Below are 19,487 nucleotides of genomic sequence, written 5' to 3'. Positions count from 1 at the left end.
GCTCAATCGCGCTGCGCCGCGACCACGACGATTTCGACGAGGCACTTCGGGTTAGCGAGCTTCGCTTCGACGGTAGCGCGCGGCGGCGTGGCGCCTTGTGCGACCCACTCGTCCCACACTGCGTTCATGCCGGCGAAGTGCACCATGTCCGAAATGTAGATCTGCACGGACAGCAAGTGCGACTTGTCGCTATTCACTTCTTCCAGCAGACGGTCGATGTGGCCGAGCACTTCGCGCGTCTGACCCGTGATGTCCTGATCCGCGTCTTCAGCGATCTGGCCGGCGAGGTACACGGTGCCGTTGTACACAGCGGTTTCCGAGAGACGCTTGCCGACGTGGTGACGAATGACTGCCATGAAGAATCCTGAGGTTGGTTGAAAATTGATCGCAGATGCGTTCCGCATTGCACCTACGCAATGCGCCCAATAAAGGACGCCGCGCGGAACTCGATATTATGACGCGTCAGCGGCCGGCCCGATAAAGAACTGCCTCGCGAGGTCGATCTGATCGGCCGACAGAAACGCCGGCGCATGCCCGACGCCCGCAATTTCGGCGCTGGATACAGCGCGCCCGGTTTCGATCATCTTTGCGACGGTCTCGCGAGAAAGCAGATCCGATTGCTCGCCGCGCACCACTAACACCGGCCCCTGAAACGCTGCCAGCGAGTGCCACAACGCGGCCTCGCCGAGTTTGGCCGCCTCTTCGGTTGTCGCGGTAAACGGCTGTGCGATCCGCGGGTCGTAGCGGAACAACCATGCGCCGTCCTGCTCGTGCAAAAGCGGCGTATTGATCTCGCGCCACTCGTCCGGCGTGAGCGGACCGAAGGTTTGCGCAAGCAACGCGGCGTAGTCGATGCCCTGCTGCAGCGTTTCGAAACGCACGGGCTTGCCGAGGTAATCACCGATGCGCTGCACGGCCACCGGCTCCAGATGCGGTCCGACGTCGTTCAACAGCATTTTACGAATCGGCGTTTCCGGCAGGCCGGCCAACGCGAGCCCGATCAAACCGCCCATCGAGGTGCCGAACCAGTCGACCGTTTCGACGTTCAGGCGCGCGATCAGCGTGACCATATCGGCGACGTATTGCGGCACGCTATAGAAGTTGGGGTTCGCGAGCCAGGAAGACAAGCCCCGCCCCGCCACATCCGGACACACCACGCGGTAAGTGCCGGCGAATTCCGCCGCGAGGCGGTCGAAATCACGCCCCGAACGCGTCAAGCCGTGCACGCACAGCAGCACACGTGGATTAGCAGGGTCGCCCCATTCGGTATAAGCGATCCGGTGCAGGCCACCGGCGCTCGCGCATTGCACATAACGTTGGCGCGGCGCGGGCCGCCCGGCGGTGGAAGCGGACGTCTCGGTCATCTGGGTTCCTTGCAAAAGCGCTATGGGCTCGGCGCAGACCAAGCGGCGGGAAATGAACGTCGAATCTTCAAACGATTGTAAACCGCTTTGCCGCGCGGCAAGGATCGGCCAAACGGCCTAAGACGCACCGGGGCAAAAACCTCAACGCACCCATCCCGACGCAGGCAGCGCAAAACGGCCCAAAAAGACGGCACCAAAACAAAACGGGCGAGACTCGCGCCTCGCCCGCCAACAACCTCGCTTCAATTCGCTTCGCAAGCCGCCCCAACACCCGCAAGGCAGCTCGCGTTGCCGCCCGCTTCCGTCACAAAGACCTGGGCGGGCGGCTCACAACACCACTCAGCTCACCGCGCTCACATCCAGCGGCGCGCCCGTCTTGGTCTGGATTTCCTCGACGCTGACGCCCGGCGCCAGTTCAGTCACCTTCAGACCGTCTTCCGTGATTTCGATCACGCCGAGATCGGTGATGATCTGGTCGACAACGCCCACGCCCGTCAACGGCAACGTGCATTCTTCGAGAATCTTGTGCTGGTCGCCCTTCGCGACGTGCTCCATCAGCACGACCACGCGCTTGACGCCCGCGACCAGATCCATCGCGCCGCCCATGCCCTTGATCATCTTGCCCGGGATCATCCAGTTGGCCAGATCGCCCTTCTTGCTGATCTGCATAGCGCCGAGAATCGCCAGGTTGATGTGGCCGCCGCGAATCATCGCGAACGAATCCGCCGACGAGAAAATCGACGAACCCGGCAGCGTAGTCACTGTCTGCTTGCCGGCGTTGATCAGGTCGGCATCCACTTCTTCTTCGGTCGGCGACGGGCCGATACCGAGCAGGCCGTTCTCCGACTGCAGCCACACTTCAACACCCGCCGGCACGTGGTTCGCCACCAGCGTCGGCAAACCGATGCCGAGGTTCACGTAGAAGCCGTCCTGCAATTCCTTCGCCGCGCGTGCGGCCATTTCATCACGAGTCCATGCCATGATCAGTCTCCTTTCGCGCGGACGATGCGTTGTTCAATGCGTTTTTCCGGATTCGCATTGAGCACAATGCGCTGCACGAAAATGCCCGGCGTGTGAATCGCGTCCGGATCGAGTTCGCCCACTTCAACGATTTCCTCGACTTCCGCGACCGTGATCTTGCCGGCCATCGCGCACATCGGGTTGAAGTTGCGTGCGGTGCGGCGATAGATCAGGTTGCCCGATTTGTCGGCTTTCCATGCCTTGACCAACGCGACGTCGGCCGTCAGCGAATGTTCGAGCACATAGTGGTTTTCGCCGAACTGGCGGGTTTCCTTGCCTTCGGCGATCAGCGTGCCGTAGCCGGTGTTCGTGAAGAAAGCCGGAATGCCCGAGCCGCCGGCGCGCAGCTTCTCGGCGAGCGTGCCTTGCGGCGTGAATTCGAGCTCGAGTTCGCCGGCCAGATACTGGCGTTCAAACTCCTTGTTTTCGCCCACGTAAGAAGAAATCATCTTCTTGACCTGGCGCGTTTCGAGCAGCAGACCGAGGCCGAAACCGTCGACGCCCGCATTGTTGCTGATGCAGGTGATGCCCTGCACCTTCGAATCGCGCAGCGCTCCAATCAGCGCCTCAGGAATGCCGCACAGCCCGAAACCGCCGACGGCGAACGTCTGCCCGTCCTTGACGATGTCTTTCAGCGCCTCGGCGGCGCCTGGATAGACCTTGTTCATCAGTATGTCCCTTCCTTTATGGAAACCCGAAAACGGAATTCGGATCGTTGCGACTTCGATATGACGCAGAGCGGGCAAACGCCCGACACGTCATTCTAGTCATCCGCGGCCGGCTTTGCGCTCAGTCTGCCCAGCTTCGAGCCAAGGCCTGCTGCGAACGCTTCGCCGCGTTGTCATGTGCCCGAAAGAGTACGCTGGGCGCGCCATGCGGCACAATACGCAAAAATACATAAGTACTTGCCGCCAGCCCATGCCCGCACTGGATTACCAAACCGCGTTTCACCTCGCCCCGATCGGACTCGTGCTGTCACGCGAACGGATCATCGAAGACTGCAACGACGAGCTGGCGTCGATATTCTGCTGCACGCGCGAGGCGCTGCTCGGCCAGTCGTTCCAGATCCTGTATCCGTCGACGGACGAATTCGAGCGGATCGGCGCACGGATTCCACCGATCATGACCGCGCAAGGCAGCTACGCGGACGACCGGATCATGAAGCGGGCCAACGGGGAATTGTTCTGGTGCCACGTGACGGGCCGCGCGCAGCAGCGCATGGACCCGCACGCAGCGGGTGTCTGGACTTTCGAGGATTTGAGCGCGACACGGCGCGTGGCGGTCGAACTGACGCCGCGCGAGCGGGAAATCGCCGCGCAACTGGTGACGGGCAAAACCAGCAAGCAGATCGGACGGGCGCTGGATATCAGCCCGCGCACGGTCGATGTCTACCGCGCGCGGCTGATGCGCAAATACGATACGGGGAATGCGACCGAACTGTTGCAGCGCTTGCTCGGGCATTGAGAAGGTGCTGGGAGCGCTGGGAGCGTCAGGCGCTATCAAGCCGCCTTGACCAGCGCCGCACTCTCGATGGTCGCGCGCAACATATCCGGAACCGGCACCGACTTGCCTGCGGCGTAGTCGATCCACACACAGCGCGCAGCACCGCGGGCATAGACGGTGCCCGGATCGTCGGCGCGCACGAGCTCGAACGCCGTGTCGAAACTGCTGCGCCCAGGCGTAGCCACGGACATCCGGCCGATCACATCACCCGGATAGTGCAACTGCTTGAGAAACTCCATCGATGCGTTGACGATCACCGGCCCGTGCCCGTCGGCGTTGCTGCCGGCCAGACCCAGTTGTTCGAACCAGGAAATCCGCACCTGCTCCATGTAACGGAAATAGACCGTGTTGTTCACATGGCCGAATGCGTCCATGTCGCCCCAACGGATCGGCATCGACATCTCGAAAACTGCGTGAAAATCGCTCATCGTACTTCTGCTCATCGTACTTCTTTAACGGGTTGAAACGAGGGTGAAACCGGCGCATGGGCCGGGGCAAACGTGACAAACAACAAACGGCAGCGCAAAGCCGCGTTCAGGCGAGACCGAATCCATCGTCGGCGGCAATCACCGAGCCGTTGATGAACTGCGATTCGTCGGCCGCCAGCAGAAGCAATAGCCCGTCCAGATCCTCCGGCTTGCCGACCCGATGACGCGGCAGTAGCGACACCAGCTTCTGCCCTTGCTCGGTCGACCAGTGATGATGGTTGATCTCGGTATCGATATAGCCCGGGCAGATGGCGTTCACGTTGATGCCGTGCTTACCCCACTCCAGCGCCATGGCTTTCGTCATATGGACGACAGCGGCCTTGCTCATCGAGTACAGGCCGATCTGCGGCAACACCCGCAGGCCCGCCATCGACGCGATATTAATGATCCGGTATGACGGCTTCTGCGCGCTATTGCCGCGCATGATCATGCGCTTGGCGACTTCCTGGGCAACGAAGAACGCGCCGCGCGTGTTAGTGTCGAACACGTATTCGAAATCGGCCGGCGTGACTTCCGAAAGCTTCTGCGTGGTCGACACGCCTGAATTGTTCACCAGAATGTCGATCGTGCCTGCCTCGGTTTCCGCGTGGGCGACAGCTGACTTGATGCTTTGATAGTCCGTGACGTCGAGCGAAACGACGTGCGCAGCGCCCCCGGAGGCCTCGATCTCGGCGCGCAACTCCTTCAGGCGCTCAGTGCGGCGGCTTGCCAACACGACCTTGGCGCCAGCCTGCGACAATACTTGAGCGAAGCGCTTCCCCAACCCGCTCGAGGCGCCGGTGATCAGCGCGACCTTGCCTTCCAGATTGATCGAACGGCCCATTGTCGTTCCTTGTTCGGTTGTTGTTACAGACGCGGTTGACAGGTGCGGTAGGACCGTCACTGCGGGTCATACCGTATCACAGAAATAGAACGATCGTGCTAATCTCTGCTCATCTGGTTGCAGTGGCGGAGACCATCGCCCACAATACGATCCCGAAAAAAGCATTCTAACGGTAAGAAGAGGAGCATCAATGACCCCCGCAAGCCTCATTGAGCAATACGGTCCACGCGAGTCGATGGAATACGACGTTGTGATCGTCGGCGGCGGCCCGGCTGGCCTGTCCGCAGCGATCCGCCTGAAGCAGCTGGCGGCGGAAAAAGGCGTCGAGCTTGGCGTGTGCGTACTGGAAAAAGGCTCGGAGATCGGGGCTCATATCCTGTCGGGCGCGGTGATGGATCCGCGCGCCATCACCGAACTGATCCCGGACTGGAAGGAAAAAGGCGCGCCGCTGACGGTGGACGTGACCGAAGACAAATTCCTGTTCCTGACCGAAACCGGTTCGAAGAGCGTGCCGACCTGGGCGCTGCCGGACAACTTCAAGAACCACGGCAATTACGTGATCAGCCTCGCGAATGTCACGCGCTGGCTGGGTCAGCAGGCTGAAGCGCTCGGTGTGGAGATTTTCCCCGGCTTTCCGGCTGCTGAGATTCTGTACAACGACGATGGCTCGGTTAAAGGCGTCGCCACCGGCAATCTGGGGATCGGCAAGGACGGCGAGCCGACCGAGAATTTCCAGCTCGGCATGGAACTGCACGCGAAGTACACGCTCTTCTGCGAAGGCGCGCGCGGGCACCTCGGCCGTCAACTGAACGACAAGTTCAAGCTGCGCGATGGCGTCGATCCACAGGTCTACGGCATCGGCATCAAGGAATTGTGGGAAATCGATCCGGCGAAGCACAAGCCGGGTCTGGTGATGCACACCGCCGGCTGGCCGCTGGAAAACGACACGTACGGCGGCTCGTTCCTCTATCACATGGACAACAACCAGGTGGTGGTGGGCTTTGTGGTCGGCCTCGGCTACACGAATCCGTACCTGTCACCGTTTGAGGAATTCCAGCGCTACAAGACGCATCCGGCGATCCGCGCGATTCTGGAAGGCGGCAAGCGGGTGTCATACGGCGCGCGGGCGATCACGGCGGGCGGACTGCTGTCGTTGCCGAAGCTCGTGTTCCCGGGCGGCGCGCTGGTGGGTGACGATGCGGGCTTCCTGAACGCATCGCGGATCAAGGGTTCGCATGCGGCGATCAAGACCGGCATGCTGGCGGCTGAGGCTGCTTTCGAGGCAGTCCAGGCTGGCCGCACCAGCGATGAGCTGACGGCCTATCCGGAGTCGTTCAAGACCTCGTGGCTGCACACGGAACTGCATCGTGCGCGCAACTTCAAGCAGTGGATGAGCAAGGGTCTGTACCTCGGCACGCTGATGGTCGGCATCGAGCAGAAGCTGTTAGGCGGCAACGTGCCCTGGACGCTGCATCACCAGCATTCCGATCACGAGATGCTGAAACCTGCGTCGCAGTGCAAGCAGATTACGTATCCGAAGCCGGATGGGAAGCTGACGTTCGATCGGTTGTCTTCCGTGTTCATTTCGAACACCAACCACGAAGAGAATCAGCCGGCTCACCTGACGCTGAAAGATCCTTCGGTGCCGGTGAATGTGAACTGGCAGACGTATGCCGGTCCGGAGTCACGCTACTGCCCGGCCGCGGTGTATGAGTTCGTGAAGAACGACGACGGCAGCGAGCGCCTCGTGATCAACGCGCAGAACTGCGTGCATTGCAAGACCTGCGATATCAAGGACCCGACCCAGAACATCGTCTGGGTGACGCCTGAGGGCGGCGGTGGTCCGAACTATCCGAATATGTGATTCGGTGTTTGTTTGCCGTGCGCGGAGTTTGTTTGTCCGCGCACGGCAAACAGGTAAAAACAAAGCGGCATTCATTGCAGACGTACTGCCGACACCGCCGCAAAGCAACAAGCTCAAACGCCCCGCATCATTCCAATCCGCTCCCGCACTTTAGCCAGCACCGGCGCCCATGCGCCAATCTCAGGCTGTCGGAAAAGCTCAATAGAATCGTACCAGGCCGTAGTGCCCGATTCGTCGCCCCAAAACCATGCCGACACATGATCGATCATCAAACACGTCGGCACGCCGAGCGCCCCCGCCAGATGCGCGGGCCCGCTATCAATCGTGACGACCAGATCCAGATTCGCCAGTAGCGCAGCGACGTCGTCGAATCCGGACTGAAAATGGTGGGTCAGGTCGACAACATCGAACCCCTTGGCCCGCCACTGCGCGACTGTCTCGCTGCGCCCAGGCGACAACGCAAACCAGGTCACGCCCGGCACGCTCAATAGCGACTCGAGTTGCTCGACAGGCACCGACCGCCGCGTATCGCGGATATGCTCGGGATTGCCGTTCCACACCAAACCGACGTTGCGATTGCCCTTCTTGCCGGCCGTGTGCGCATGAACCCGCTCGCGCCATGCCTGCACGCGCGCGGGCTCGGCGCTCAGATACGGCGCACCCCACCCGGTCGCATCGAAGACGCCGAGCCGCAGCGGCAAGCTCATCAACCCGCAATGGAAATCCGGCCGCGTTTCAAGGCTCGTTTCGAGCGGCAAGTCCGCAGGTAGCATCCGTTCGAATAGATGCCGCAATGGTCCGTCGTGACCGAAAATTACCCGGCCGCCTTCGCGTCGCGCCCGCTCGGCCAGGAGCGGCAGAAAGCGCACCGCCCAAAGGCAATCGCCGTTACCTTGCTCGCCGTACACGATCAGCGTTTTACCTTGCAGCGATTCGCCCTGCCAATGCGCGCTGATCTCAGCGAGCGCCTGCTGCGCGTTATTCAGATCGTCGCCGAACGCGACGCGCGACTCGTAGTGCGCCCAGCCTTCGGCGAAACGTCCGGTGCGGATTTCAAGTTCCGACAGATCGAATAGCGCATGCATGTTTTCCGGCGACAAGGCCAGCACCTGCCTGAGCAATGCTTCCGCTTCAGCCAGCCGCGCCTGCTCCTTGATGCACAACGCGAGCTTGTGAAGCGCAACCGGATTGCCAGGCACAACACGCACCGCTTCGCGTAGCAGTTGCTCGGCCATGTCGAAGTCGTTGCGTTGTTGCACGGCTGCCGCACGCCAGATCAGCGCGTTGGCGTCTTCGGCGTTTTGCGCGAGCAACAGCGCCGTGGCGGAGTCGACGAGCGACCAGTCGCGCACGATGAAGGCCGTCTGCGCGATGGTGTGAAGCAGCGTAGGTTCGCAGGAGGGATCGAGCTGGTAAGCGCGCACTAGCGCCGCGAGCGCCTCGCGCCGAAGGGACTTGTCGCGGCCAGCGCGTTCCAGCAACAAACGTCCGAATGCAAGGCAGTCCGCGAAGCCTGCGTGCGGCGCGGCGGCACGTGCGCGCAGGTCTGCGAGTTGGCTATCTGCCGGCTCGATATTCGTATCTGTCATTGAGACGAGGCCGCACGCAATACGAGGACGCTCAGAGAGCGCCCCTTACGGCGCGCTCGCCGCGATCTTCGGCGTGCTGACGGCGACGTCGCCGCATTGCGCGCGGTGGCGCAACGCATGGTCGATCAGCACCAGCGCAAGCATGGATTCGGCGATCGGCGTGGCGCGGATGCCGACGCACGGGTCATGACGCCCGAACGTTTCGACAACAACGGGCTGCCCCGCCTTGTCGATTGAGCGGCGCGGCGTGCGGATGCTCGAAGTCGGCTTGATCGCGATCGACACCGTGATGTCCTGCCCTGTCGAAATACCACCGAGCACACCACCCGCGTGATTGCCGACAAAGCCTTCCGGCGTCAATTCGTCGCCGTGCACCGAACCGCGTTGCGCGACGCTGGCAAAGCCCGCGCCGATCTCGACGCCCTTCACCGCGTTGATGCCCATCATGGCGTGCGCGATGTCCGCGTCGAGCCTGTCGAACAGCGGCTCGCCAAGCCCAACCGGCACACCGGAAGCCACGACGTTAATGCGTGCGCCGATCGAGTCGCCGTCTTTACGCAAAGCGTCCATATACGCTTCCAGCTCCGGCACGATCTCCGCATTCGGCACGAAGAACGGGTTCTCACGCACATGCGCCCAGTCGACGAACGGCACGTCGATCTCTCCGAGCGCCGCCATGTAGCCGCGGATCTCAGTACCGAATTTTTCACGCAGCCATTTCTTCGCAACCGCGCCGGCCGCTACCGTGGGTGCGGTCAGACGGGCCGACGAACGGCCGCCGCCGCGATAGTCGCGAATGCCGTATTTCTGCCAGTAGGTATAGTCGGCGTGACCAGGACGGAAGGTGTCGGCGATGTTGCCGTAGTCTTTGCTGCGCTGGTCTGTATTGCGGATCAGCAGCGCGATCGGCGCGCCGGTAGTCTGGCCTTCGAACACGCCCGACAGGATCTCGACCTTGTCTTCTTCCTGGCGCTGCGTGACATGGCGCGACGTGCCGGGTTTGCGGCGATCGAGTTCAAGCTGGATGTCGGCTTCGCCAAGCGCCATGCCCGGCGGGCAGCCGTCGATCACGCAGCCGATAGCGGGGCCGTGCGATTCGCCGAAGGTCGTGACAGTAAAAAGCGTACCGAGCGTGTTGCCGGACATGGGCGTCGTCCAAAGAAATGCGGGGAAAGCACCATTATGCCAGCCCTGCAGGGGCTGAGTCCCGGCCGCCCTACTTCCGCGCCCCGCGCAACTCGGTGACAATCTGCTGCAGCACCTCGGGCGTCGCCTCATCCGGATCGATCGGCTCACCCACCGCCAGCGTCAGCCGGCTCATCACGCCCTTCTGGATCGGTCGCGGCAAGCGCGCGTCGTTGGCGCGCGAAAACACGCTCCCCCACAGCCCGCGCAGCGCCATCGGTATCACCGGCGCCGGTGTGCGGCGGATGATCTCGGTCACACCGTGGCGAAACGGATTCATCTCGCCGGTCTTCGTCAGCTTGCCTTCCGGGAAAATGCAAACCAGCTCGCCCTCGGCGAGCGCCTCTGCACAGCGCTCATAGGCGCGCGTCAACAGCTCCGGGTCCTGATGGGCGGGCGCGATCGGAATCGCCTTCGCATGGCGGAATACCCAGCCGGCGAACGGCGATTTGAAGATCTGATGGTCCATGACGAAGCGGATCGGCCGCGGGCTCTCGGCCATGATGACGATCGCATCGACGAAGCTCACGTGGTTGCACACCAGCACGGCCGCGCCCTCTTCCGGAATCCGTTCGGCGTGCACGAGGCGAATCCGGTAGAACGTATGCACCAGCACCCAGGCGATAAAGCGCAGCAAAAACTCTGGCACGAGCGAATAAATGTACGTCGCGACGACAATGTTCAGCAGCGCGGTGACGAGGAAAATTGCCGGAATACTGAAGCCCGCCGCGGTCAGCCCCATCGCCATCAATGCCGAGACGATCATGAACAGCGAATTCAGAATATTGTTCGCGGCGATGATGCGTGCGCGGTGGGTCGGCTGGCTGCGACTCTGGATCAGCGCGTAAAGCGGCACGCTATAGAAGCCGCCGAACATGGCCAGCAGGAACAGATCGGCCAGCACACGCCAATGGGCAGGCCGCACGAGGAATTCGCCGACGCTCAGCAGATGCCCGGCGGCCGGCAACGCATGGCTCGCGAAGAACAGATCGATCGCGAACACGCTCATGCCAATCGAGCCGAGCGGCACGAGGCCGATTTCGATGCGCCGCTTCGAGAGCTTTTCGCACATCAGCGAACCGAGGCCGATGCCGATCGAGAAGGTGCCGAGCAGCACGGTCACCACGTCCGGGTCGGCGGACAGCACGTTTTTCGCAAAGCTGAAAAACGAAGACAGAAAAGTCGCGCCGACGAACCACAGCCAGGAAATCCCTAGCAGACTCAGAAACACCGTCCGGTTTTCGCGCGCGAGTTTCAGGTTGCGCCACGTCTCGCTGACCGGATTCCAGTTGATGCGCAGATCGGGCTGCGGCGCCGCTGTGACAGGCACGAAGTTCGACACCAGCCGCCCCACCAGCGCAATCCCGACACAGGCGCAGGCCAGCACCACCGCGCCATGCTCGACGAAACCCGCACCCACGCCGCCGACGATCGTACCGATCAGAATCGCGACGAAGGTGCCCATCTCGACCATGCCGTTACCGCCGACCAGTTCCGACTTCGACAGATGCTGCGGCAGATACGAATACTTGACCGGTCCGAATACGGTCGAATGGACGCCCATCAGAAACGTGCACAGATACAGCAACGGCGCGCTATGCAGCCAGAAACCCGTGCCGCCGATCAGCATCACGACGATCTCGAAGCTCTTGACGAAGCGCGTGAGCATCGCCTTGTCGTACTTGTCCGCGATCTGGCCGGAAGTGGCCGACAGCAGCACGAACGGCAGAATGAAGATCGCCGAGATCAGGAACGCCGCCGTTTTCGGATCGACGCCGGAAAAGCGCGCCGCCTGATACGTGACGAGCGACGTGAAGCCGATCTTGAACACGTTGTCGTTCATCGCGCCGAGAAACTGGGTCCAGAAAAACGGCGCGAAGCGGCGCTGGCTGAGCAGGCGGAACTGGGACTCGTGCCTCTCGTGGGAGCGGGCGGCACGGCGGGCGGCAGGTATCGGACGATCGCTCATGAGGGTCTGAGAACAGGCTAATAGAGCAGCAAAGGGGAAAGGGCCGGGCACAAAAAAAGCGCACGCTTTCGCGCGCGCCTTGATCGCATTTTCATACTCACGGCAACGGCGCGAGCGCCGCGGTGAGCCACCGCGCGTGAGTTAACGCGGCGCCGGTTGTTGATCCTGCGGTTCTTCCGGCCAGTCGCGGATATAGGCCTTGAGCATGCGGTTTTCGAAGCCCTGCTCTTCGACCACCGCCTTTGCGACGTCGTAGAACGAGATCACGCCCATCAGCGTGCGGCTTTCCAGCACCGGCAAATAGCGCACGTGATGCTCGAGCATCATGCGGCGAACCTCGTTGACATCCGTTTCGGGCGTGCAGGTGAGCGGATGGTCGTCCATCAGCTTGCGGATCGTGGACGTACCGAGGCTGCCGCCGTGCTTGCTCAAGGTCAGGATAATTTCGCGAAACGTCAGCATGCCGACGAGGTCGCCGTATTCCATCACGACCAGCGAGCCGATGTCGTGCTCGGCCATGGTATTGACTGCGTCGTGCAGCGTGGTATCCGGCGTGACCGTGAAAAGGGTGTTGCCTTTGACTTTAAGAATGTCGCTGACTCGCATGTTCTGTCTCCGTGATACCCGCTAAGCTGATATTGCCTGAATGACTTTCGATCCTAGCGGAAAGGTCCATAAAAGGAAAGCGGCCCGCCCACCAAGGCGCAACGGGCGTTTGCAAGGTCAGCCCGGCGCCGTTCAGCGCGCCCACATTGGCCGACCCGCGGGAAAACCGCGCTTGAAGCGATCCATGCCGGTGATAGGATGGCCGCCACTTTCACCTTTCGCGAGGCCGTCCGTGGCCTCGCCGTCCAGGATGTCCGCCAACCGTTTCGATACGCTTGCGCTGCACGCCGGCGCCGCGCCCGACCCCACCACCGGCGCGCGCGCCACGCCCATTTACCAGACTACCTCGTTTTCGTTCCGCGACTCTGACCACGCCGCGGCGCTCTTCAATATGGAGCGCGCCGGCCACGTCTATTCGCGCATCTCGAATCCGACCGTGGCCGTTTTCGAAGAGCGCGTTGCCGCGCTGGAAAACGGCGCGGGTGCGATCGGCACGGCCAGCGGCCAGGCCGCGCTGCATCTGGCGATCGCCACCTTGATGGGCGCCGGCTCCCATATCGTCGCCTCGAGCGCGCTGTACGGCGGCTCGCACAACCTGCTCCACTACACACTGCGGCGCTTCGGCATCGAGACGACCTTCGTCAAACCCGGTGACATCGACGCGTGGCGCGCCGCGCTGCGCCCGAACACGCGCCTGCTGTTTGGCGAGACGCTCGGCAACCCGGGCCTCGACGTGCTCGATATCGCCGCGGTAGCGCAACTCGCGCATGAGCACCGCGTGCCGCTGCTGGTCGATTCGACCTTCACGACGCCCTATCTGCTCAAGCCGTTCGAGCATGGCGCCGACTTCGTCTATCACTCGGCGACCAAATTCCTCGGCGGCCACGGCACCACGATCGGCGGCGTACTCGTGGACGGCGGCACGTTCGACTTCAACGCGTCCGGCCGTTTCCCCGAATTTACCGAGCCGTACGAAGGCTTTCACGGCATGGTGTTCGCCGAGGAAAGCACGGTCGCGCCGTTCCTCCTGCGCGCACGTCGCGAGGGCTTACGCGATTTCGGCGCGTGTCTGCATCCCCAAGCCGCCTGGCAACTGCTGCAAGGCATCGAGACGCTGCCGCTGCGCATGGAACGGCACGTCGCGAATACGCGCAAAGTGGTCGAATTCCTGAGCGCACACCCTGCCGTCGAAGCCGTCGCCTACCCGGAGCTGCCGTCGCATCCGGACCATGCGCTCGCGAAGCGTCTGTTGCCGCGCGGCGCGGGTGCGGTGTTCAGCTTCAATCTGCGCGGCGACCGCGCCGCCGGTCGCAGCTTCATTGAAGCGCTTTCGCTGTTCTCGCATCTCGCGAACGTCGGCGACGCGCGCTCGCTGGTCATCCATCCCGCATCGACTACGCACTTCCGCATGGACGCTGCCGCGCTCGCCGCAGCCGGCATCGCCGAAGGCACGATCCGCCTGTCGATCGGCCTTGAGGACCCCGACGATCTGATCGACGACCTCAAACGCGCGCTGAAAGCCGCGCAGAAAGCGGGTGGAACGACCGCGCCTGGGAGTGGAACATCCAGTCCGTCCAGCACGGCAAAAACCAGCCCCGTCAGCTCATCCGCCGCTCCGGCCAACGGCGCCTCATCCGCCTCGCCTGCCGATGCTGCCAAACCCCGCCCGGAGTCCGCATGATCCTCACCGTTCAAGGCAAGCCCGCCTACGCGTACACCGGCGGCAAACCCTTCGATTCCAGCCTGCCGACCGCGGTGTTCATCCACGGCGCCGAGCATGACCATAGCGTGTGGGCGTTGCAAACGCGTTACTTCGCGCATCACGGCTTCAGCGTACTGGCGGTCGATTTACCCGGTCACTGCCGCAGCGCCGGCCCGGCGCTGACCACCGTGACCGCAATGGCCGACTGGCTGGCCGCCCTGCTCGACGCCGCAGGTGTGCAACGCATCTTCGTGGCCGGCCACAGCATGGGCTCGCTGATCGCCCTCGACTTCGCCGGCCGCTATCCGGAACGCGCGACGCATCTGGCGCTGCTCGCCACCGCCGTGCCGATGGCTGTCTCCGACGCCTTGCTCGACGCCGCCCTGCATCGCGAGCCCGATGCAATCGGCATGGTCAATCAATGGTCGCATTCCACGCTCGCCGCCAAACCGTCGTGCCCCGGCCCGGGCTTCTGGCTGCATGGCATGAACCAGCGGTTGATGGAACGCGTCTCGGCAAGCGGCGAGCCGCAGCTGTTCCACACCGATTTCACCGCCTGCAATAGCTACGCGGACGGCCTCACACGCGCCACGGAAGTGCGTTGCCCGACGCGCCTGATCGTGGGCCGGCGCGATGCGATGACGCCGCCGCGTGCAGCCAAGGCGCTCGCTGCCGCGCTCGCCCAAGCCGGCGTACCGGTCGACACCGTCACGCTCGACGCCGGCCATGCCTTGATGACCGAACAGCCCGACGCCACGCTCGACGCGCTGTTCAGCTTCGCCTCGAAAGCCACAGGCGCGGTTGCAACCGGCGTTCGATAGTCGCTGCGAGTCGTCACGATAACCGGGCAGGCTGAGGCGCGCCATCGGCCGAATGGCCTGGTTGCGCGCACGGTCCGATAGCCGCACAATGGGTCAAGCCTGTCCTGTTTCGAGCGCGTTCCAAGCATGTCCGCGCGCGGCGAAGCAACCTGGGAGCGACGGGCACGGAATCGAGTAGCGTCGACATTCGGAGGCCGTGATGGCTCAAACCGCGCACACCGATCACTTCGCGAGTTTCGCGGAGTTCTACCCGTACTACCTGAGCGAGCATCGCAACACGGTATCGCGGCGGCTGCATTTCGTGGGTTCGCTCGGCGTGATCGGCTGCCTCGCCATGGCGCTCGCCACCGGTGACTGGCTATGGCTGCCGGCAGCCGTGATCTGCGGATATGGCTTTGCCTGGGTCGGGCATTTCTTCTTCGAGAAGAACCGGCCGGCGACCTTCCGGCATCCGTTTTATAGCCTGATGGGCGATTGGGTGATGTTCAAGGACATCTGCGTGGGGAAAATTTCGCTGTAGGTTTGCCGCCGCTTCGGGCGGCCTGCTTATGTAGCCTGCTTATGCGGCTTGATGCGGCATTGAAGAAGTACCCTGCTCACTTTCCTGCGCGCGCGCTGCCCGAGCGGCAGCACGCGCCGCCAGCAGCACGGCGAGCGTCACTTTCAGCTTGTCGTTTTCCAGCGCCGCCAGAAGTGTCTGGCCATCCACGCGCGTAGAGTTCAGTTCAAGCTGATATTCGAGTTCCGCGCGGTCGATCACGAACAGGTCGAACAAACGCTCGACCGTGATCTGCGCCGGATTTGCCAGCAGCAGGAAGTGCGGACGCGTGTCGTCGTCCTGCAAGCGCGCGATCCACTCGATCTCCTCGAGTTTTAGCAGCAGCCTGACCGTGGTATCCATGTCGCGGCGAAGCATTCGCGAGATCTCCGGCATCGTGTAGCCGCGCTTACCCGCATCGCGTGCTTCCGAAAGCCGCGCGAGCAGTTCAAGCGAATCGAACAGGTCGCTGCCCTCGAAAGTCGGCCGGTGAAACTGGCCGATGCGGATTGCCGGCAACGCCGATGCGATCATCGCGCCGGCCAGCGCAATGAACCAGCACAGGTACATCCACAGCAGGAAGAGCGGCACAGCGGCAAACGCGCCGTACACGGCAGTGTAGGTGGGAATTCGGCGCACGTAGTAGCCAAAGCCGCGCTTGGCGAGTTCGAAGGCGATCGCGGCAGTAATCCCGCCGATCACCGCGTCGCGCCACTCCACCCGGCAGTTCGGCAGAAATACGTAAAGCATCGTGAAGGCGAGCGCCGTCAACGGCAGCGCGGCGCCGGTCAGCGCCCAGTCGATCACCGACGGAATATGCTGGACGGCCGTGACCGCCATGGACCGGGTGAACAGATAGGAAGAAATCGACAGGCTCACGCCGATCAGAATCGGGCCGAGCGTAATGATTGCCCAGTAGACAAGGATGCGCTGCGCAATCGGCCGCGCCTTGCGCACCCGCCAGATCACGTTGAAGGCGGATTCCACGGTCATCATCGTCATCACGGCGGTGACGAACAGAAAAATCATGCCGATGGTCGTGAGGCCCTTGGCCTTCGACGCGAACTGATTCAGATAATCGAAAATCTGACTGTTGAGCTGTGCAGGCATCAGATGGTCGGCGAGGAAAATCTGCAGCGACATCTGAAACGAGCTGAAAATCGGAAACGCCGTGAACAGCGCAAACGCGACCGTGGCGAGCGGTACGAGCGAGAGCATGGTGGTGAACGTGAGGCTGCCGGCCACCTGCGGAATGCGGTCTTCGCTACTGCGCTTCGCCGCAAACTGCGCTAGCCGTTTAAGCGTGTCGAGATCGAAACGCACCCTGGACAACAAACCCACCTCCTTGCTTCATAAAACGGTGTTTCAGGACCGTGCCCGAGGCCTGGCCGAATGGCTATGGATGGCCTGTGCAGCGGACCCAGCCCCTATAATACCCGTTCACCGATGAGGCCTATGAAAGACATTCTCGTGCTCTATTACAGCCGTCACGGCGCCACGCGCGAGCTCGCGCTGGCGATCGCGCACGGCGTCGACAGCGTCCCCGGCATGCAGGCGCGCGTGCGCACCGTGCCGGCGGTTTCCACCGTCTGCGAAGCAACCCAGCCGGACATTCCCGCTGAAGGGCCACCCTACGTCGAACTGCGCGACCTCGAAGAATGCGCCGGTCTCGCGCTCGGTTCGCCCACCCGCTTCGGCAATATGGCGGCGTCGCTGAAATATTTTCTCGACGGCACCACGCCGCAGTGGCTGTCGGGCGCGTTGTCCGGCAAACCGGCCTGCGTGTTCACGTCCACCGGCAGCTTGCACGGCGGCCAGGAGTCCACGCTGCTATCCATGATGCTGCCGCTTCTGCATCACGGCATGCTGATCGTCGGCATTCCGTACACGGAGAGCGCGCTCTCCACTACGCAAACTGGCGGCACGCCCTACGGTGCGTCGCACTTCGCGCGCGCGGGCACGGCCGAACAAGGCATCTCCGCCGACGAAAAAACGCTTGCGATTGCCCTCGGCGCCCGCGTTGCCCGCACGGCGGCCTCCATGAGCGAGCGGCCGTGAACGGAACCGCCCTGCCCGTGCAGCAAAAACGCGCCGCCGCTTTCGGCGCGAGCGCCGCCCTGCTCGCGCTGATCGTTTTGTCAGTCGCGTGGGAATGGTGGCTCGCGCCGCTGCGTCCGGGCGGCTCGGCGCTGGTGCTCAAAGCCGTGCCGCTGCTGCTCGCCCTGCCCGGCGTGTGGCGGCACCGGCTTTACACGCTGCAATGGGCGTCGATGCTGATCCTGCTGTATTTTGCCGAGGGCATCGTGCGCGGCTGGAGCGACCGTGGCCTGAGCGCACGCCTCGGCTGGCTCGAAGCCGCGCTCGCCGTGGTTTTCTTCGTCTGCACGCTCGCGTATGTCGCCCCGTTCAAGCGCGCGGCAAAACGGGCAGCGAAACTGGCTACAAAACAGGCGGCACAAGAGAACGCACAGCAGAACACCGGGCAGGCCGAGGAAAGTACACGATGAGAACAGCGCTTTTCACGTCGTTTTTCGCGTCGCTTTTCACACTGACTCCCGCGTAATCCATCCGCCGCCGAACACCCTGACCGACCAACATGACTCAAGCCGCCTTCCTCACCGCTTGCCGCAACGCCATCGGCGCCACGCAGGTGCTGACCGACCCGCACGACACTGCCCCCTATCTCACCGACTGGCGCCGCCGCTACACTGGCGCAGCCTGCGCGGTGCTCTGCCCGGCCACGCCTGACGAAGTCGCTGCACTCGTCAAACTTGCCGTCGAGCATCGCATCGCGCTGGTGCCGCAAGGCGGCAACACCGGTCTGGCCGGCGGCGCCACGCCGGATGCAAGCGGCGCGCAGGCGGTCATCAGTCTGCGGCGCCTGAATCGCGTGCGCGACATCGATCCGCACAACAACACGATCACCGTCGAAGCCGGCGTCATCCTCGCCGAAGTACAGAGGCACGCCGCAGAAGCCGGCCGTCTGTTTCCCCTGAGCCTCGCCGCAGAGGGCAGTTGCACGATCGGCGGCAATCTCGCCACCAACGCGGGCGGCACCGGCGTACTGCGCTACGGCAACACACGCGAGCTGTGTCTGGGTCTCGAAGTGGTGACCGCACAAGGCGAACTGTGGGACGGCCTGCGAGGCCTGCGCAAGGACAACACCGGTTACGACCTGCGCGATCTGTTCATCGGCGCGGAAGGCACGCTCGGCATCATCACCGCGGCCGTGCTCAAGCTGCATCCGCAGCCGGCCGCGCGCGTCACGGCGCTCGCCGCGCTCGCGTCGCCGCATGCGGCGCTCGATTTCCTCTCGCTCACCCAACGCGTCGCCGGACCGCTGCTGACCGGCTTCGAACTGATGTCGGATTTCTGTCTGCGGCTGGTGGGCCGGCACTTTGAGCAGATGCGCTACCCGTTCGCCGAACCGCATGCGCAAGTCGTGCTACTGGAGCTGTCGGACAGCGAGAGCGAGGAACACGCGCGTGGGCTATTCGAGCGCCTGATGGAAACCGCGCTCGAAGAAGGCCTGGTCGAAGACGCGGTGGTCGCGGAAAACCTCACGCAATCGCGGGCATTCTGGAATCTGCGTGAACACATCCCGCTCGCGCAGGCTGAGGAAGGCCTGAACATCAAGCACGATATCGCGGTGCCGATTTCACGCATCGGCCACTTCATCGAGGAAACCGACGCGGCAATCGCGCAAGCCGTGCCGGGCGTGCGCATGGTCACGTTCGGTCATCTCGGCGACGGCAATCTGCATTACAACGTGCAAGCGCCCGAAGGCGTCGACGCAAAAGCGTTTCTCAAGACCTGGCAAAGCCCGATCAACCAGCTCGTCTACGACAGCGTGCACAGGCATCGTGGCAGCATCAGCGCGGAACACGGTCTCGGCCAGTTGAAGATCGACGAGGCGATGCATTACAAGCAGGACATCGAGGTGCAATTGATGCGCGCCGTCAAACACGCGCTGGACCCGCTGAACCTGATGAATCCGGGCAAGGTGCTACGCTAA

Annotated in this window: 19 protein-coding genes; 8 read left to right on the top strand and 11 right to left on the bottom strand. The window is 62.9% G+C overall.

Annotated features, from left to right (window positions below; all coding sequences use genetic code 11):
• Window positions 1–2 precede the first annotated feature (2 nt).
• The 4 genes from R8871_RS15550 to R8871_RS15535 form a co-directional block, all read right to left on the bottom strand.
• The gene (locus R8871_RS15550; protein ID WP_028200195.1) at window positions 3–356 is read right to left on the bottom strand and encodes a RidA family protein; all 354 of its coding nucleotides are present in this window, start codon (window positions 354–356) and stop codon (window positions 3–5) included.
• 96 nt (window positions 357–452) lie between these two features.
• The gene (locus tag R8871_RS15545) at window positions 453–1,364 is read right to left on the bottom strand and encodes an alpha/beta fold hydrolase (protein WP_175051228.1); all 912 of its coding nucleotides are present in this window, start codon (window positions 1,362–1,364) and stop codon (window positions 453–455) included.
• 339 nt (window positions 1,365–1,703) lie between these two features.
• Window positions 1,704–2,345: a CoA transferase subunit B gene (locus R8871_RS15540; protein ID WP_093643302.1), complete on the bottom strand. Its 642-nt coding sequence runs from the start codon at window positions 2,343–2,345 to the stop codon at window positions 1,704–1,706.
• 2 nt (window positions 2,346–2,347) lie between these two features.
• Window positions 2,348–3,052 (bottom strand): CoA transferase subunit A, encoded by a 705-nt coding sequence (locus R8871_RS15535; protein WP_106279196.1) that lies wholly within the window; start codon window positions 3,050–3,052, stop codon window positions 2,348–2,350.
• A 250-nt stretch (window positions 3,053–3,302) separates the two neighbouring features.
• On the opposite strand from R8871_RS15535, the gene R8871_RS15530 reads away from it, so the two are divergent.
• Window positions 3,303–3,848: a LuxR C-terminal-related transcriptional regulator gene (locus tag R8871_RS15530; RefSeq protein WP_175051227.1), complete on the top strand. Its 546-nt coding sequence runs from the start codon at window positions 3,303–3,305 to the stop codon at window positions 3,846–3,848.
• 35 nt (window positions 3,849–3,883) lie between these two features.
• On the opposite strand, the gene R8871_RS15525 is transcribed toward R8871_RS15530, so the two are convergent.
• Both R8871_RS15525 and R8871_RS15520 read right to left on the bottom strand, forming a co-directional pair.
• A complete protein-coding gene (locus R8871_RS15525) occupies window positions 3,884–4,315 on the bottom strand; it encodes an acyl-CoA thioesterase (protein ID WP_175051226.1) in 432 nt (143 codons plus the stop codon).
• Between the two features lie 106 nt (window positions 4,316–4,421).
• The gene (locus R8871_RS15520; protein ID WP_093643305.1) at window positions 4,422–5,198 is read right to left on the bottom strand and encodes an SDR family oxidoreductase; all 777 of its coding nucleotides are present in this window, start codon (window positions 5,196–5,198) and stop codon (window positions 4,422–4,424) included.
• A 190-nt stretch (window positions 5,199–5,388) separates the two neighbouring features.
• Between R8871_RS15520 and R8871_RS15515 the strand changes: the two genes are divergently transcribed.
• Window positions 5,389–7,062: an electron transfer flavoprotein-ubiquinone oxidoreductase gene (locus tag R8871_RS15515; RefSeq protein WP_175051225.1), complete on the top strand. Its 1,674-nt coding sequence runs from the start codon at window positions 5,389–5,391 to the stop codon at window positions 7,060–7,062.
• A gap of 113 nt (window positions 7,063–7,175) precedes the next feature.
• On the opposite strand, the gene R8871_RS15510 is transcribed toward R8871_RS15515, so the two are convergent.
• The 4 genes from R8871_RS15510 to R8871_RS15495 all read right to left on the bottom strand — a co-directional run bounded on the left by R8871_RS15510 (window position 7,176) and on the right by R8871_RS15495 (window position 12,411).
• A complete protein-coding gene (locus tag R8871_RS15510) occupies window positions 7,176–8,651 on the bottom strand; it encodes a tetratricopeptide repeat protein (protein ID WP_175051224.1) in 1,476 nt (491 codons plus the stop codon).
• Between the two features lie 45 nt (window positions 8,652–8,696).
• The gene (gene aroC, locus R8871_RS15505) at window positions 8,697–9,797 is read right to left on the bottom strand and encodes a chorismate synthase (RefSeq protein WP_175051223.1); all 1,101 of its coding nucleotides are present in this window, start codon (window positions 9,795–9,797) and stop codon (window positions 8,697–8,699) included.
• 70 nt (window positions 9,798–9,867) lie between these two features.
• Window positions 9,868–11,805, bottom strand: coding sequence for an MFS transporter (locus R8871_RS15500; protein ID WP_175051222.1), 1,938 nt, complete (start codon window positions 11,803–11,805; stop codon window positions 9,868–9,870).
• Between the two features lie 141 nt (window positions 11,806–11,946).
• On the bottom strand, window positions 11,947–12,411 hold the full coding sequence (locus R8871_RS15495; protein ID WP_054042287.1) for a CBS domain-containing protein: 465 nt from the start codon (window positions 12,409–12,411) through the stop codon (window positions 11,947–11,949).
• Between the two features lie 250 nt (window positions 12,412–12,661).
• On the opposite strand from R8871_RS15495, the gene R8871_RS15490 reads away from it, so the two are divergent.
• The 3 genes from R8871_RS15490 to R8871_RS15480 all read left to right on the top strand — a co-directional run bounded on the left by R8871_RS15490 (window position 12,662) and on the right by R8871_RS15480 (window position 15,454).
• A complete protein-coding gene (locus R8871_RS15490; protein ID WP_175051221.1) occupies window positions 12,662–14,092 on the top strand; it encodes an O-acetylhomoserine aminocarboxypropyltransferase in 1,431 nt (476 codons plus the stop codon).
• Window positions 14,089–14,934 carry an alpha/beta fold hydrolase gene (locus R8871_RS15485; protein ID WP_175051220.1) on the top strand — a complete coding sequence of 282 codons (846 nt, stop codon included), beginning with the start codon at window positions 14,089–14,091 and terminating at the stop codon, window positions 14,932–14,934. Before R8871_RS15490 ends, R8871_RS15485 begins: the two co-directional genes overlap by 4 nt.
• A 199-nt stretch (window positions 14,935–15,133) precedes the next feature.
• The gene (locus R8871_RS15480; protein ID WP_093643326.1) at window positions 15,134–15,454 is read left to right on the top strand and encodes an Mpo1-like protein; all 321 of its coding nucleotides are present in this window, start codon (window positions 15,134–15,136) and stop codon (window positions 15,452–15,454) included.
• Between the two features lie 39 nt (window positions 15,455–15,493).
• Here the strand turns inward: R8871_RS15480 and R8871_RS15475 are convergent, their stop codons facing one another.
• The gene (locus tag R8871_RS15475; RefSeq protein ID WP_175051219.1) at window positions 15,494–16,807 is read right to left on the bottom strand and encodes a YihY family inner membrane protein; all 1,314 of its coding nucleotides are present in this window, start codon (window positions 16,805–16,807) and stop codon (window positions 15,494–15,496) included.
• Window positions 16,808–16,927: 120 nt separating this feature from the next.
• On the opposite strand from R8871_RS15475, the gene wrbA reads away from it, so the two are divergent.
• The 3 genes from wrbA to R8871_RS15460 all read left to right on the top strand — a co-directional run bounded on the left by wrbA (window position 16,928) and on the right by R8871_RS15460 (window position 19,487).
• A complete protein-coding gene (gene wrbA, locus R8871_RS15470; RefSeq protein ID WP_115780521.1) occupies window positions 16,928–17,530 on the top strand; it encodes an NAD(P)H:quinone oxidoreductase in 603 nt (200 codons plus the stop codon).
• Window positions 17,527–17,979: a DUF2069 domain-containing protein gene (locus R8871_RS15465; RefSeq protein WP_246287578.1), complete on the top strand. Its 453-nt coding sequence runs from the start codon at window positions 17,527–17,529 to the stop codon at window positions 17,977–17,979. Before wrbA ends, R8871_RS15465 begins: the two co-directional genes overlap by 4 nt.
• Before the next feature lie 89 nt (window positions 17,980–18,068).
• The gene (locus R8871_RS15460; protein WP_175051218.1) at window positions 18,069–19,487 is read left to right on the top strand and encodes an FAD-binding oxidoreductase; all 1,419 of its coding nucleotides are present in this window, start codon (window positions 18,069–18,071) and stop codon (window positions 19,485–19,487) included.

The sequence above is a fragment of the Paraburkholderia sediminicola genome (assembly GCF_902859805.1).
GTDB classification, from domain to species: Bacteria; Pseudomonadota; Gammaproteobacteria; order Burkholderiales; family Burkholderiaceae; genus Paraburkholderia; species Paraburkholderia sediminicola.
The sequence above is the reverse complement of the archived record's forward strand: the minus strand, read 5'-3'. Positions and strand labels throughout refer to the sequence as shown.